Here is a 13,253-nt window from a genome sequence, read left to right as displayed (position 1 = left end):
TTTGTTGTAATAATAATATTTTGTTTTGAACAAAGTAAAGAAATAAGACACTATTTATTTTACTTCTTTGTACCTTTACTTTTGTATGGCTTTGCAGCTGCCTTTTTCTTTGCACTTGATTGCCAACGATTCCATCCTTTACTTCCTGTACCTTGTCCTACACCTTTTTTCGGTTTTGCTTTCGTTTTGCTCATATGATCACTCCGTTATATAAAAATCTTATTTGATAATAGTCAATGATTTAGAAAATACTCTTTATAAATGACTATGATTACTTTAAGTAAAAATAAACTGCTTGAATGCTATAGTATAACATGAATTTGCAAGTAAACTGAAAGGAATTACAAAGAAAATGAAAATAATACGAAATACTGCGGATTCTATATTTCGAACGATTACATTACTTGTTGTGTATATGTTAGTCTCGGTTAGTGAAACATTTTTGGGATTGACAAGGCAAAAGAAGTAAAGAGGGTATATTGGAAACAATCAATAAAGCCGTAAAATAAAGAATTGAAAAATATTTTAAAACTTTTTGTTGACTTTCTTTATTTTTTGTATAGAATAATCATTAATAAAATGTTTCAGAGATGTGACAACAAAACGACTATGAAAGGACGAGTAGTAGTAGGATGTAGTCTAAGCGAGTCAGGGGTGGTGCGAGCCTGATACGAAGCCTATTATGAAGAACCTCCTGGAGTTGCTAACCGAAATCCTTTATAGGAAAGTAGACTTAGCCGGGAACTTCGCCGTTACAAGAAGAACAGTATCGAGATATTTCATCTCCGTACTGTATAAGTGAGCAACCTCTGTTGCTAATTTGGGTGGTACCGCGGAACCAAAGCCTTTCGTCCCAGTTTTTTGGGAAAGAAGGGCTTTTTTTGTTGGCTTCTTTTCACAACATCCAAACATTTTAGGAGGAAACCACCATGTATCAATCATTAATGACAGTAAGAGAGACTCAAATCGCAATTAAGGAAGTTAAAACATTTTTCGAGGATCAATTAGCAAAACGCCTTGAACTATTCCGTGTATCTGCACCATTATTCGTAACGAAAAAATCAGGATTAAATGATCACTTAAACGGTGTAGAACGTCCAATTGAATTTGATATGTTACATTCAGGAGAAGAATTAGAAATTGTGCATTCACTAGCGAAGTGGAAAAGATTCGCATTACATGAATACGGATATGAAGCTGGTGAAGGTTTATATACAAACATGAACGCAATTCGTCGTGATGAGGAACTTGATGAAACACATTCCATTTACGTTGACCAATGGGATTGGGAAAAAATTGTTCAAAAAGAATGGCGCACTGTAGACTACTTGCAAGAAACAGTACAAACAATTTATGGAATATTCAAAGATTTAGAAGATCACTTGTTTGAAAAATATCCGTTCCTTGGAAAGTATTTACCAGAAGAAGTTGTTTTCATCACTTCCCAAGAACTAGAAGATAAATATCCAGAATTGACACCGAAAGATCGTGAACATGCAATTGCAAAAGAACACGGTGCAGTCTTTATTATAGGGATTGGTGATGCACTTCGTTCAGGTGAAAAGCATGACGGACGCGCAGCTGATTACGATGATTGGAAATTAAACGGTGATATTTTATTCTGGCACCCAGTACTACAATCTTCATTCGAATTATCATCAATGGGAATTCGTGTTGATAGTAAATCACTTGATGAACAGTTAACGAAAACGGGTGAAGATTTCAAACGTGAGTATGATTTCCATAAAGGGATATTAGAAGACGTACTACCATTAACAATTGGCGGTGGTATCGGACAATCAAGAATGTGCATGTACTTCCTACGTAAAGCACATATTGGTGAAGTTCAATCTTCTGTATGGCCTGACGATTTACGTGAAGCTTGCAAGAAAGAAAACATTCATCTGTTTTAATAGAATTATGAGGGAGAGTAGCTCAGGGATAGAGCTATCCTCCCTTTTTTGTTGTGTAAACGAGTGGTTTACAGAGAGTTTTACTAATGGTTTCTTTCATTTATATCTCTTTTTATGTAATAATTTGTTAAAGGAGGGGACGTTATGAGCATAGGAGAACAGCTGAAAAAATTACGAGAACTAAAGGGGTTTTCGCAAGAGGATGTTGCTAAAAAGATTGGTGTGACGAGGCAAGCAGTGTATAAGTGGGAAAATGATAAAAGCTTTCCGGATATTGAAAATTTGATTTTATTGAGCGAAATGTATAATGTTACACTTGATGAATTAATAAAAGGTAATCAAGATTTAAAAGAAAAAATACATATTGATGAAGAAGATGAGGATTTTGAGAAAGAGAATGAATTTGGTTTTTATATTGGATGTGGTTTGCTAATTGTGAGTGCTTTCATTGATTATGAAGGAATGCAAGAGATCTTATTAGGAATTTCACTATTCATGATGGTTTTTTACACTGACATGAAGAAAGTTATTTTGAATGAGTTCCGATCGTTTTTTAATAGAAAAGATATATATGATAAGAAGTGAGAAGAGTCCGTTATATTTCCTAGGAAAGGGTATAACAAGTAATTGAATTGTTTTATAATGATTTTGGGATGTTGATAGTATGTTAAAAATTTCAAACAAGCATAACCCCGTTCTAAAGCTAGGACGGGGTTAAAAATCTAAGTTTTATTCAACAATAGTGCTCTTTTTATTGAATAAGAATTTTCTTCAAATATTTTCACTTCAGTAAAGGTTTTTTATAAAACATCACCTACTTATTTGTTACCGAGTTCTTCCGCTAAACCGATTAAAATTCCTTCGGTTCCACGAATGTAGCAGAGTCGATACGAGTTCTCATACTGAACTACTTCGCCAACGAGCTCTGCACCATGCTTAGTAAGTCTGGATACCATTTCATCAATGTCTTCAACGGTGAACATGACGCGCAGATAACCGAGGGCGTTTACAGGAGCTGCCCGGTGATCTGCTATAGTAGGTGGGGTGAGAAATCGCGAAAGTTCAATTCGGCTGTGACCATCTGGCGTAACCATCATAGCAATCTCTACGCACTGGGAACCGAGTCCTGTTACGCGACCAGCCCATTCACCTTCAACAGTAGCTCGCCCTTCGAGATTCAAGCCAATCTCCTCGAAGAAAGAGATTGCGTTATCAAGGGATTCTACAACGATGCTGACATTGTCCATTCGTAGTAATCTGTTGTTTGTCATAGTCTTTATCTCCTTATATGTATAAATTTATTATCTAATTATCCTTATAATTATACTAAAATCTCTTCTAAACAAAAAACACCTTGTCACAGTGTAGGAAAATGTGACAAAGTGTTTTCGGGTATAGTATATAACACCTTGTTAACGAACAACACTTCCTAAATCCTCTACTATTGAAATATGCGCGAACTTTATTTCGTGAATGCTATCATTTCAAGAATTTGATAATGTAGTTGCTATTCGATAAAATAACTTCGAGTTTCCCACAAAATATTCCTATCCTGTACGCAAATGGCTCGATTGTTGTAAATAACTTTCTTGTCACTCTATACAAAGCAAACAGCTTTCTATTTATATAGGAAGGAAATAGATTAATATGGGTTTGTAAGCTGTAATCCAAATGTAAAATTAACTCATCTGAACCAAAGGCTCAACTTTCGCCATAAATGATTGATGCAGTGCCTCCACACCTGTTACTAAATGAAGGCGGTCAATAACGACAGACACTTTAATTTCTGATGTACTTACCATTTTAATATGAATATTTTCTTCTTTTAAAGTAGTGAACATATTCGCAGCGACACCTGGGTTAGATACCATACCTGATCCTACAATTGATACTTTTGCTAAATGATTTTCATATTCTACAGATTCATAGTGTAGTGTTTCTTGATTTTGTTCCAATACCTCTAAAGTTTCTCTTAAATCATTAGAGTGGATTGAGAAGGAGAGGTGAACAGTTCCTTCATTTGTAATACTTTGAATGATGATATCTACATTAATATGTGCCGCTGCTAATGTAGAGAAAACTGTTGAAAGTGCACCTTGTTCCAATCCTTTCATTGTGACGCGTGTAATATTATCTTCAAATGCAATACCTTTAACGATTGATTGTTGTTCCATGTTACATTCTCCTTTTACAATTGTTCCGTTTTCTTGTTCCATACTTGAGCGAACTTCTAAAACGACATTATGATTTTTAGCAAACTCAACCGCACGCGGGTGTAATACACCAGCACCGAGGTTTGCAAGTTCTAACATTTCGTCATAAGAAATTTCATCTAATTTATAAGCGTCTTTTACAACTCGTGGGTCCGTCGTGTATACGCCTGTCACATCCGTGTAAATATCACATTTTTTTGCTTTCAGTGCAGCGGTTAATGCAACAGCAGTTGTATCAGAGCCACCGCGTCCAAGTGTTGTAATTTCATGTTCTTCACTGACTCCTTGGAACCCAGCTATAATAACAATCGTGCCTTCGGCAAGATAAGATTGAATACGATCTGTATGAATGTCAGTAATCCGTGCATTACTATGTACAGATTCTGTCGTAATACCAGCTTGCCATCCTGTTAATGAAATTGCATGATAGCCTTTTGCTTGCAGTGCCATCGTTAATAATGAAATAGTTACTTGTTCTCCTGTAGATAGAAGCATATCCATTTCACGTTTACTTGGATTTTCTGTAATAGCGTTAGCGAGTGCGACAAGTTCATCCGTGCTTTTTCCCATTGCTGAAACGACAGAGACAATGCTATGACCTCGTTCATATTCTTCAATAATTAAATTTGCTACATGTTGAATGCGTTCGACGCTTCCGACAGAAGTGCCACCAAATTTTTGAACAATTGTTTCCATTACAAATTCCTTCTTTCGTCTATTTTTAAGAATAGATTAGGAAATATATAAATCCCAATACTCCTGTAGTTACCAGAAAGACAAACAAAAAACACCATCTCAAATAAGTGAGGATGGTGCTGTTACAGGAAAAGGGAAACAGAAAACGGAGCTAATAAAAAAACCGCCAAAAAAGGAATATCATAAAAAATGATATCTCTTTTTTGTAGATAGCTCTTCATACGTACACGTCTGTACATATGACAGTTCTGTTTCTATTCGAAAACAGCCCCAATTGATAAATGCAGAGAAATTTATCAATTTCGGCAATACTTCCTTTCATCTAAGTTCATAGACATCTCTGTGTCTCCATTAGACTACTCATAAGTATCGCAACCTCTATCTCACGTTTTAGGCGAGAGTGTTTGATTTATGAAGTTGTTGGTAACATTTGTTTTATAATAATTTAAATTTTTCGGGGAATCAAGTGTTTTATATATATTTTAAAAATTCTTTCTTTTTTTATGGGGAAGTTTGTGAAAAATGTAGCAAAATAAATTCATTGCATGTACATTAAATTTATAGTGCATTGGAGGTGGAAGAATGAAGAGGGAAAAGCCTATTTATGTTTCGGCAGAAATGAACACAACAATGGAGAAATTATGGGAATATACGCAGGAACCAGATATACATACAGAGTGGGATGCCCGCTTTACTGAAATTTCTTATTTAGAGAAAAAAGAAGGAGAACCACAGAAGTTTTTATATAAAACAAAGATCGGATTTGGACTTGAAATAGCTGGAGAAGGGGAATCAATAGGTGAGATAAGAAAAGAAACGGGTGAAAGAATTTCTTCTTTAAAATTTTGGACAGATAGTAAATTATCTCTTATTCAAATAGGGCGTGGTTATTGGAAGTATACACCGACCGAAGAACACATTCATTTTGAGACGCAATATGATTATGATACGAGGTTTGGTCGTATAGGGAGTGTAATAGATTCCTATATGTTTCGTCCGTTATTAGGTTGGGCGACAGCTTGGAGTTTTGATGCTTTAAAATTATGGTTAGAAAAGGGACTTCATCCTAGATTACTAATTAGAAAAACAATGACATATTGGCTCGTATGTTTTTTATTTGCTTTTGTATGGATGTATCAAGGGATAGTGCCGAAACTAGTTTTTACTCATTCAGAAGAAGTAAAGATGCTATCTGTGATGATTGGTTCAACTGAACATAGTATTTTTGTACTTAAAATAATTGGATTGCTAGAAATTATTTTTGGTGTCATATGGCTGTTGCCATTTCCAAAACAAAAAGTATTTATCGTACATATTTTTATGTTAATAGCCTTAATGATAGCGGCAGGATTTACGAATATCGTAAGCTTTACAGAGCCGTTTAATCCAATTACATTAAATATCCTACTGATAGGGTTATCGATTGTTGGTTATATAAATAGTTTTAATTTACCAAGTGCAAAAAATTGCAAGAGGACGAGAAAGGGATAATGTATGGCTAATATTTATGAGAGATTACTAGGAGATACTTATAAAAAACTTCATCCAGAATTACAGAAGCGGTATGCGATTACAGAAGATAATAGTTTCACAGGGGAAGGAAAGATGGATGAAATTTACGGAGGCTCTTTTTTCGTAAAATTAATATTAAAAATTGCATCGAAATTCCGTATGTTTTTCTCTGAGCGGGGGAAGGAAGTGCCATTTACAATACATAATACTGCTGAGCGAGATGAACATGGACATGAACTTGTGCGGTGGAATCGTACTTTTTATTTTCACAATAAGAAAAGATATTTTAATGCCGTTATGCAGTTGGATGAAGAGAATAATGAAATTGTGGATTGTTTTGGTGAACCGCACATACTTGTTTCTACATTGAATTTTCATATTGATGAGGTAGGGGCAATGCATATTTCTTCAAAGAAACAATGGTTTTTTATGTTTGGAAGAAAAATACCGTTACCTAGATTTTTATACGGAGAGGCAAAAATTGTAGAAAGTTATGATGAAACACTACAATGTTTTCGAATTCATGTACAAGTACGTAATCCGTTAATCGGTTCATTATTTTCATATAAGGGAACATTTGTGGAAAGGAAATAAATAGAATGAAAAATATAATAGTTGGGCTTGCTTGTTATATTATTTTTCTAATATGTGAGTGGTCAAATGTAAACCCAGTTGAAGCAATTATTTTATTATCTATTTTGTTATTTATACCGATGTCATTTTGCATTATTGATAAGAAAACAAGAAATGGATCGTATGTATTCTTTTATAAATTTGTATCGCTTTTATTTCCAATCGCAGCAATTAGTGCAATGCTAGCTTTCGTAACAAATCACTATTTCTTTGCACTACTTTGGTTTGTATATACAGGAATTGTTGCGTTATTTGGTGCAAGTAGATTGCTAGAAAGAGGATGGAAACCGTTAGAAGAGACGGCTATCGATAGTGCGTTTATGTATTTGTTTTTAGGTGGTTTTTGGTTTTTTGCTTCAGTAGCAAAGCTTTCCATTATGGACTTTAGTTCTGATATTGTTTTGCTTACCGCTGCACATTTTCATTATTCGGCATTTTTATTGCCGTTATCAGCTGGTTTAATTGGGAGAAAAAGAGAAAAGAGAAGTAAAGTGTATGATGCTATTATGTTTATCATCGTCATTTCACCTATGACAGTTGCAATAGGAATTACATACTCAAGGGTATTTGAATTTTTTGCAGTGTTCCTATATTTATGTGCGATTTATAGTTATGGTATTTATGTTTGGCGCACGAAATTTAATGCTATTAGTGCAAAGATTCTCCTAATCATATCGTCTAGTACACTCATGGTAACAATTATGTTTTCACTTATATATTCGTATGGGAATTTGACACATGTAATGACGATTACAATTGCTCAAATGGTTTGGATTCACGGTGTTGTCAATGGAATTGGAGTAGCGTTACCAGCATTTGTCGGTTGGATGATTGAAAAGAATGCTCCGAATTATAAATATTACGGGAAACCAATGAGCAGGTTAAGAGGAAATGCGACAGTTGGGGAAGCGTTTTTATATAACAGACATTTAATAGATAGCAAGGAATACAAAGGTTTAGTTGATAAAATGAATGATTTTCATAGTGAGGTATTTGACACGAAGAAGATTCCTTTAAGTATTATTCGATTTTATGAAAATACAAAAGAGTATGAGTTAAAATCGCATATTAAATGGAATCGTTGGTTCCGCCCGCTTGCATTTTGCTATGAGAAAATGAGTAAACGTATCGAACAAATACATTTAGGAATGGGCGGCAAGTGGGAAACGATGCATGGCTCTATCGTTGGGATAATAGATGAGAAGGATGGAAGAGAGGATGTAAGGGCTTGGCTAAGAAAAAATGAAGCAGGAGAATCTATTTTTTTAGCTCTTTACTCAAAACATACACATGAGAATGAGACATACATGAATATCGGATTACCTTTACCATATTCGAATATGACAGGGGTTTTGAAATTATGTAATAAGAGTAATGATTTAATCATTACTAGTAAGCTGAGAAGAAATGGTAAGGGAGATGAGGGGATATATTTACATACGCGTTTCTTTACAATACGTTTACCGTTAGCAGAGACTTTTGTTATTAAAGAGGGCACGAATCACATATTAGAAGCTAATCATAGAATGTGGATATTTGGAGTTAAGTTTTTAGAAATTGATTATGAGATTAAGAAAATAGAAGGGAAGTAAGAAAAGCTTGGAGAGATTCCAAGCTTTTTTACGTATGCGTAATTGTCATAGCAACTTGTTTATCCAAGTCTCGGTCCCAAACACGTTGAATTTCAAACGTACCTTTTTCAAAAAATAATGGGAATCTTTCTTTAAACCAATCTTGCATAGGAAGATTTAATGCTGTATCGATTGGTACCCATAATAATTCGCCCTCTGGAGGGTCCATAAGAAGTTCGCCTTCAAATGAATCTGTCCAATAGTTGAATACCATATATCGAACATTTCCCTTCGGATTTACATATTCGTCTAATCCCTTGAAAGTCAAATTAGAAACGTGCAGTCCAGTCTCCTCTTTAGCTTCTCGTATAGCAGCTTGTAATATGCTTTCTGGGAAATCTACTTTTCCGCCAGGAGCTATGTAGCCAGGAAAATCTCGATGATCGGGGCGTTTTATAAGTAAAACTTCATTATTTCGCTGGATCATACACATTGTATAGATGCGGTGCTCGATGTTATGTGAATTTAGAGGCATAATATTGTATTCTCCTTTATATTTATTTTGATAAATTTACCATAACATAATGGTTTCTTATATAATTGAAAAAGAATATTAGAAATTTTTAGTTAAATATTATAAAGTCTATAATCATTTGAAAAGAGGAGAGAGAAATGCAAGGGGAAGTACAAAGAGAAAAAGCTTTGGGGTATGTTGGTAAATTATTGTTGCCAGTTAAAGCGTCACGACATTTTAAGTTTTTGTGGATTGGGCAATTACTTTCGACTTTAGGGAGTTCTATAACGATGGTTATTTTGCCAGTCGTTGTGTATTCATTGACTGGTTCAACAGTTGTAATGGGGATGACAATGGCAATGTACATGCTACCTAATATTCTTGCTTTACCGTTTGCGGGTTTAGTTGTAGATCGAATTGACCGAGTAAAATTAATGTTATTTACAGACATAATCCGCTGTATATTAATGCTATTACTTGCAACACTTATATTTATGGATGTTTTAACAATTCCATTTCTATACGTACTAGTGGCATTATATGGGCTTATGGAAGGCATATTTCAGCCAGCGTATTCAGCTGTAAGAGCAAAAGTATTTGTGCCAGAAATTCGAAACGCAGCTAATGCATTAACACAAATGAGTAATCAAGGTATTCGATTAATTGGACCGGCTCTTGGAGGATTGATCGTTTCAGTTGCATCTGCCGGAATAGGATTTGGACTAGATGCAGTAACGTATTTGTTATCATTTTTTTGTTTATTATTTTTAAGAGAAATAAAGTTTAAAAAAGTAAGACCCATTGAAAAGAGTAAGGTCAATTACAAACAAGAGTTTATGGAAGGTGTTTTCGTTTTAAAAAGTCATCCGTGGCTATGGGTTACAATTTTAGTCTTTTCTTTCATAAATATTTGTTATGCGGGAATTATCGTCGTATTAATTCCATGGTTATTTAATGTTCATCATCATTTTGAAGCATACGTGTATGGATTAGGAATGGCATCTTCTGGTGTTGGAGCTGTAATTGCCGCGCTAATATTTGGTGGGAGGGAACGGTGGCATAAACGGGGATTACTTGCCTATGGTGGTGTTTTAATAAGTGGTTGTGCGCTTTTAATAATGCCATTTATTGCTTGGGCACCTGCTTTAATTGGATTAATGGCAATTGAAGGGTTCGGTATGATGATATTTGGACTCATTTGGGAAACAAGTTTACAAGAGCTTGTACCAGAAGAAGCATTTGGAAGAGTGGCAAGCCTTGATATGTTAGGTTCATTTGCTTTATTGCCACTAGGTTATGTGGTTGTAGGCTGGTTAGCTACTGTCATAGGTGGCGAGATAACGATTATAACACTAGCTATTTTAGTACTTGTAACAATTGGAATAGCATTGTCTGTACCAAGTATTCGTCGGTTCGATTGATTATGTAAGAAAAAAGGGGATATGGTATATGAATATAGAAAACCTACATGATTTACTAGTAGATGAGTTGGGATCTAAATATATTTTAGGAGAAAAGGTATTTGAAGCAAAAAATTTCACAGTCTATATCGCTACCCATAGAGGAAATAAGCTAACATATAATCAACTAGTATTGATAAAGAATCTTTGTAACGAAAAGCCTACCGTACATATTTGGGACAAGAAAATTAGTACGGTAGCAACAAAAATGGAAATCACAAAAGAAGTGACAGAAGCGATACAAGCTGGTTTTAAAAAGCAAGAGTAAGCCCTGATCAAATTAGGGCTTACTCTTCATTAAACACAAATGTTTGTTTCATTTTTTCACTCTCATTTACCGGATGGCCATTATACGAGAAATTCTTTTCTTCCCAAGTAATGACGACTTTGAAATTATGGCTGTTAAAGTCTAATGGGAATACCATGTAGTCAGAGCCTGTATGACTTTTAGAAACGTTTCTATTAGGTGTCGTAGGTTTAACAGTAGCTTGAGAGGTAGGATTGTTATCAAGTATTTCTACAGATACGTTTGATACATCATGACCGATGTTTTTTACGAGTAAACTGTACGTATCAAATACACCTTGTTTTGGCTGGATTGCTTGCTTGTTTGAGTTATGAGATTTATCAATTTCAATATACCATTGTTTAGACTGTGAAGAAATTGGTAGTGATGGAAATGTATAAGCACTAGCATGCATCGGTAGTGCTACACAGATAAGTACAAAGAGAGAAAATATTTTTCGTTTCATCTTTAGAGAACTCCCATTCTGTAACGGATTTATTTATTATTATCTTCTTTTTATGAGAGGGTATACCATAATTCAATTGTAAAAAATATAGTCTCTCTTAGTGAATAAGATGGAGGGATTTCTCTTGGGCTAAATAATTGACTGTAGCAATTGCGTGATGGATTGGAGCGGTGTATTTATTCATAAAAGGAAAAGTGGATGTAGTTTCCTTAATTCCCGCGATATTTATGACGCCCATGACAGTAGTTTACATTTTAAATGCAAAAATTGGTTTTAATATTTCGCTATATATAACTTATATTGTGGATGCGGTTATTACTGTTATTTTAATTGCTATATTCTTTATGAAAGCTGCATAGAGATTTTTCTACACAGTTTTTTACAATATGAAAAAATTACCAAAAGTATGTTAAGATAATATCGTCATACAACAAGGGGGAATTGTTTTATGGAAAATGGACATCTTGCTAAAGTAGATTTAATGAAAAGAATAGAATCGAAATCTAAGTATAATAAGAAACTTGAAAAATACCAAAGACGTTTATTAGCGCTGCAGCAAATTGTAAAAGAAGAAAAAATTGCAGTTATGCTCGTTATGGAAGGTTGGGATGCGGCTGGAAAAGGCGGAGCGATTAAGCGAGTGACGGAATACCTCGATCCGCGTGGGTTCCAAGTAGATCCAATTGGAGCACCAGCGCCTCATGAAAAACGGTACCATTACTTGCAACGTTTCTGGCGGAAACTACCTCAGTACGGGCAAATTACTATTTTTGATCGCTCATGGTACGGCCGTGTGTTAGTTGAGCGTGTTGAAGGCTTTGCTACAGAGGAAGAGTGGACGAGAGCGTATGATGAGATTAATGACTTTGAAAAACTACTAACAGATGATCATTATATAATCGGGAAGTTCTTCTATCATATTAGTAAAGATGAGCAATTAAAGAGGTTTAAAGATAGAGAGAACAATCCTTTGAAACGATGGAAAATTACAGAGGAAGATTGGCGTAACCGTGAAAAATGGGACGAGTATGTTGAAGCAATGGAAGACATGTTTGAAAAAACAAATAAGCCAAATGCGAAATGGGAAATTATTGCGAGTAATGATAAATTATACGCTCGATTGAAAACGTTGAAAGTGATTATTTCATTAATTGAGGATTATCTCTTAGAACATAATATAGAATTACCTTCGTATTATTATGAGATGAAAGAAGGTAAGACAGAAGGCTTTGAAGCTAATCAAGGTGTAGTTGTAAAATAGTATAAGGTTTGTATATGAAATATAAAGTAGAGATACCCTGTAATTTTGAACAACAAAATTACAGGTTTTTTTTTTTAGAAACATTTTACAATTAACAGAATAAGGTATATAATCAATAATCATATTAACAATGTTAATATGATTATTGATTATATAATGTGTGGGGGTCTTATTTTGAAGGGAAGAGATGTTGTTTTAGGTTTACTAATGGAAAAAGAATTATCTGGTTATGATATTAAAATTGTGTTCGAAGACGTATTTACTCATTTTTTTGATGGGAGTTTTGGAATGATTTATCCAACGTTACGACAGTTGGAAAAAGAGGGGAAAATAAAGAAAGAAGTTATTATGCAAGAAGGGAAACCGAATAAAAAAATGTATTTTATTACAGATGAAGGGCGTGAGGAGTTTTATCAATACATGCAAACAGATGTAGAGAAAGATGTTTTACGTTCAGATTTTTTAATGAGGATGTATTTTGGTAATTATAGTGATGATAAGGCGATAAAAAAATGGATTGAGGACGAAATTGAAAGGAAAGAAGCATATATTGCGGATCTTCGTTTGAAATATGAAAAGTGGAGAGAAGGTATGACTTTTGTCGAGGAAATTTCACTTGATGTAGGTATCGCATCGTATAGTGCTCAAGTAGAGACATTGAAAAGAAAACTAGAGCAATTAGAAGCAAAAGAACACAATAAAATGCAAGAATGAAAACACGTTCACAA

The 13,253-nt window shown here is 34.4% G+C and carries 14 protein-coding genes, 1 pseudogene, 1 riboswitch and 1 other annotated feature; of the genes and pseudogenes, 10 read left to right on the top strand and 5 right to left on the bottom strand.

Going from position 1 to position 13,253, the window contains the following annotated elements; genetic code table 11:
* Positions 1 to 59: 59 nt before the first annotated feature.
* Positions 60 to 194 carry a DUF3934 domain-containing protein gene (locus ACUN28_RS20650; protein WP_000047588.1) on the bottom strand — a complete coding sequence of 45 codons (135 nt, stop codon included), beginning with the start codon at positions 192 to 194 and terminating at the stop codon, positions 60 to 62.
* 406 nt (positions 195 to 600) lie between these two features.
* Positions 601 to 859 (top strand) — a binding site (T-box leader).
* Positions 860 to 929: 70 nt separating this feature from the next.
* On the opposite strand from ACUN28_RS20650, the gene asnA reads away from it, so the two are divergent.
* Positions 930 to 1,913 carry an aspartate--ammonia ligase gene (gene asnA / locus ACUN28_RS20645; protein WP_016088433.1) on the top strand — a complete coding sequence of 328 codons (984 nt, stop codon included), beginning with the start codon at positions 930 to 932 and terminating at the stop codon, positions 1,911 to 1,913.
* Positions 1,914 to 2,057: 144 nt separating this feature from the next.
* Positions 2,058 to 2,498: a helix-turn-helix domain-containing protein gene (locus ACUN28_RS20640; RefSeq protein ID WP_016088432.1), complete on the top strand. Its 441-nt coding sequence runs from the start codon at positions 2,058 to 2,060 to the stop codon at positions 2,496 to 2,498.
* A 233-nt stretch (positions 2,499 to 2,731) separates the two neighbouring features.
* Here the strand turns inward: ACUN28_RS20640 and ACUN28_RS20635 are convergent, their stop codons facing one another.
* Both ACUN28_RS20635 and ACUN28_RS20630 read right to left on the bottom strand, forming a co-directional pair.
* Positions 2,732 to 3,184, bottom strand: a complete 453-nt coding sequence (locus tag ACUN28_RS20635; RefSeq protein WP_000184018.1) for a VOC family protein — start codon at positions 3,182 to 3,184, stop codon at positions 2,732 to 2,734.
* A 408-nt stretch (positions 3,185 to 3,592) separates the two neighbouring features.
* Complete coding sequence (locus tag ACUN28_RS20630) at positions 3,593 to 4,822, bottom strand: aspartate kinase (RefSeq protein WP_016088431.1); 1,230 nt, start codon at positions 4,820 to 4,822, stop codon at positions 3,593 to 3,595.
* Between the two features lie 202 nt (positions 4,823 to 5,024).
* Positions 5,025 to 5,211: riboswitch (Lysine riboswitch) on the bottom strand.
* Positions 5,212 to 5,404: 193 nt separating this feature from the next.
* Here ACUN28_RS20630 and ACUN28_RS20625 point away from each other — a divergent pair.
* Genes ACUN28_RS20625 through ACUN28_RS20615 form a run of 3 tightly spaced genes read left to right on the top strand, consistent with a single transcriptional unit; the run spans position 5,405 to position 8,559 of the window.
* Positions 5,405 to 6,313 carry a DoxX-like family protein gene (locus ACUN28_RS20625; protein WP_016088430.1) on the top strand — a complete coding sequence of 303 codons (909 nt, stop codon included), beginning with the start codon at positions 5,405 to 5,407 and terminating at the stop codon, positions 6,311 to 6,313.
* A 3-nt stretch (positions 6,314 to 6,316) separates the two neighbouring features.
* Positions 6,317 to 6,928 carry a DUF4166 domain-containing protein gene (locus tag ACUN28_RS20620; protein WP_016088429.1) on the top strand — a complete coding sequence of 204 codons (612 nt, stop codon included), beginning with the start codon at positions 6,317 to 6,319 and terminating at the stop codon, positions 6,926 to 6,928.
* 5 nt (positions 6,929 to 6,933) lie between these two features.
* Positions 6,934 to 8,559: a YndJ family protein gene (locus ACUN28_RS20615; RefSeq protein ID WP_016088428.1), complete on the top strand. Its 1,626-nt coding sequence runs from the start codon at positions 6,934 to 6,936 to the stop codon at positions 8,557 to 8,559.
* A 28-nt stretch (positions 8,560 to 8,587) separates the two neighbouring features.
* Here ACUN28_RS20615 and ACUN28_RS20610 read toward each other — a convergent pair whose 3' ends face one another.
* Positions 8,588 to 9,073, bottom strand: a complete 486-nt coding sequence (locus ACUN28_RS20610; protein ID WP_016088427.1) for an 8-oxo-dGTP diphosphatase — start codon at positions 9,071 to 9,073, stop codon at positions 8,588 to 8,590.
* Between the two features lie 137 nt (positions 9,074 to 9,210).
* Between ACUN28_RS20610 and ACUN28_RS20605 the strand changes: the two genes are divergently transcribed.
* Both ACUN28_RS20605 and ACUN28_RS20600 read left to right on the top strand, forming a co-directional pair.
* Entirely contained in the window at positions 9,211 to 10,473 is a 1,263-nt protein-coding gene (locus ACUN28_RS20605) for an MFS transporter (protein ID WP_016088426.1), read from the top strand.
* 28 nt (positions 10,474 to 10,501) lie between these two features.
* Positions 10,502 to 10,780 (top strand): hypothetical protein, encoded by a 279-nt coding sequence (locus ACUN28_RS20600; RefSeq protein ID WP_016088425.1) that lies wholly within the window; start codon positions 10,502 to 10,504, stop codon positions 10,778 to 10,780.
* A gap of 19 nt (positions 10,781 to 10,799) precedes the next feature.
* Here the strand turns inward: ACUN28_RS20600 and ACUN28_RS20595 are convergent, their stop codons facing one another.
* Positions 10,800 to 11,264, bottom strand: coding sequence for a hypothetical protein (locus ACUN28_RS20595; protein WP_016088424.1), 465 nt, complete (start codon positions 11,262 to 11,264; stop codon positions 10,800 to 10,802).
* 110 nt (positions 11,265 to 11,374) lie between these two features.
* Between ACUN28_RS20595 and ACUN28_RS20590 the strand changes: the two are divergent.
* The 3 genes and pseudogenes from ACUN28_RS20590 to ACUN28_RS20580 all read left to right on the top strand — a co-directional run.
* Positions 11,375 to 11,623: pseudogene (locus tag ACUN28_RS20590) on the top strand (carbon starvation CstA family protein); the annotation flags it as partial.
* 89 nt (positions 11,624 to 11,712) lie between these two features.
* A complete protein-coding gene (locus ACUN28_RS20585; protein WP_016088422.1) occupies positions 11,713 to 12,525 on the top strand; it encodes a polyphosphate kinase 2 family protein in 813 nt (270 codons plus the stop codon).
* 174 nt (positions 12,526 to 12,699) lie between these two features.
* Entirely contained in the window at positions 12,700 to 13,239 is a 540-nt protein-coding gene (locus ACUN28_RS20580) for a PadR family transcriptional regulator (protein WP_016088421.1), read from the top strand.
* Positions 13,240 to 13,253 lie beyond the last annotated feature (14 nt).

It is taken from the genome of Bacillus sp. WC2507 (assembly GCF_052656125.1).
This window is presented reverse-complemented; position numbering and strand designations above follow the sequence as displayed.

Excerpts from the sequence above, each read along its gene's own strand:
- ACUN28_RS20615 (WP_016088428.1), top strand. The coding sequence starts at position 6,934 with ATGAAAAATATAATAGTTGGGCTTGCTTGTTATATTATTTTTCTAATA.
- asnA (WP_016088433.1), top strand. The coding sequence starts at position 930 with ATGTATCAATCATTAATGACAGTAAGAGAGACTCAAATCGCAATTAAG.
- ACUN28_RS20650 (WP_000047588.1), bottom strand. The coding sequence starts at position 194 with ATGAGCAAAACGAAAGCAAAACCGAAAAAAGGTGTAGGACAAGGTACA.
- ACUN28_RS20610 (WP_016088427.1), bottom strand. The coding sequence starts at position 9,073 with ATGCCTCTAAATTCACATAACATCGAGCACCGCATCTATACAATGTGT.
- ACUN28_RS20630 (WP_016088431.1), bottom strand. The coding sequence starts at position 4,822 with ATGGAAACAATTGTTCAAAAATTTGGTGGCACTTCTGTCGGAAGCGTC.
- ACUN28_RS20620 (WP_016088429.1), top strand. The coding sequence starts at position 6,317 with ATGGCTAATATTTATGAGAGATTACTAGGAGATACTTATAAAAAACTT.
- ACUN28_RS20585 (WP_016088422.1), top strand. The coding sequence starts at position 11,713 with ATGGAAAATGGACATCTTGCTAAAGTAGATTTAATGAAAAGAATAGAA.
- ACUN28_RS20625 (WP_016088430.1), top strand. The coding sequence starts at position 5,405 with ATGAAGAGGGAAAAGCCTATTTATGTTTCGGCAGAAATGAACACAACA.
- ACUN28_RS20595 (WP_016088424.1), bottom strand. The coding sequence starts at position 11,264 with ATGAAACGAAAAATATTTTCTCTCTTTGTACTTATCTGTGTAGCACTA.
- ACUN28_RS20600 (WP_016088425.1), top strand. The coding sequence starts at position 10,502 with ATGAATATAGAAAACCTACATGATTTACTAGTAGATGAGTTGGGATCT.
- ACUN28_RS20640 (WP_016088432.1), top strand. The coding sequence starts at position 2,058 with ATGAGCATAGGAGAACAGCTGAAAAAATTACGAGAACTAAAGGGGTTT.
- ACUN28_RS20605 (WP_016088426.1), top strand. The coding sequence starts at position 9,211 with ATGCAAGGGGAAGTACAAAGAGAAAAAGCTTTGGGGTATGTTGGTAAA.
- ACUN28_RS20635 (WP_000184018.1), bottom strand. The coding sequence starts at position 3,184 with ATGACAAACAACAGATTACTACGAATGGACAATGTCAGCATCGTTGTA.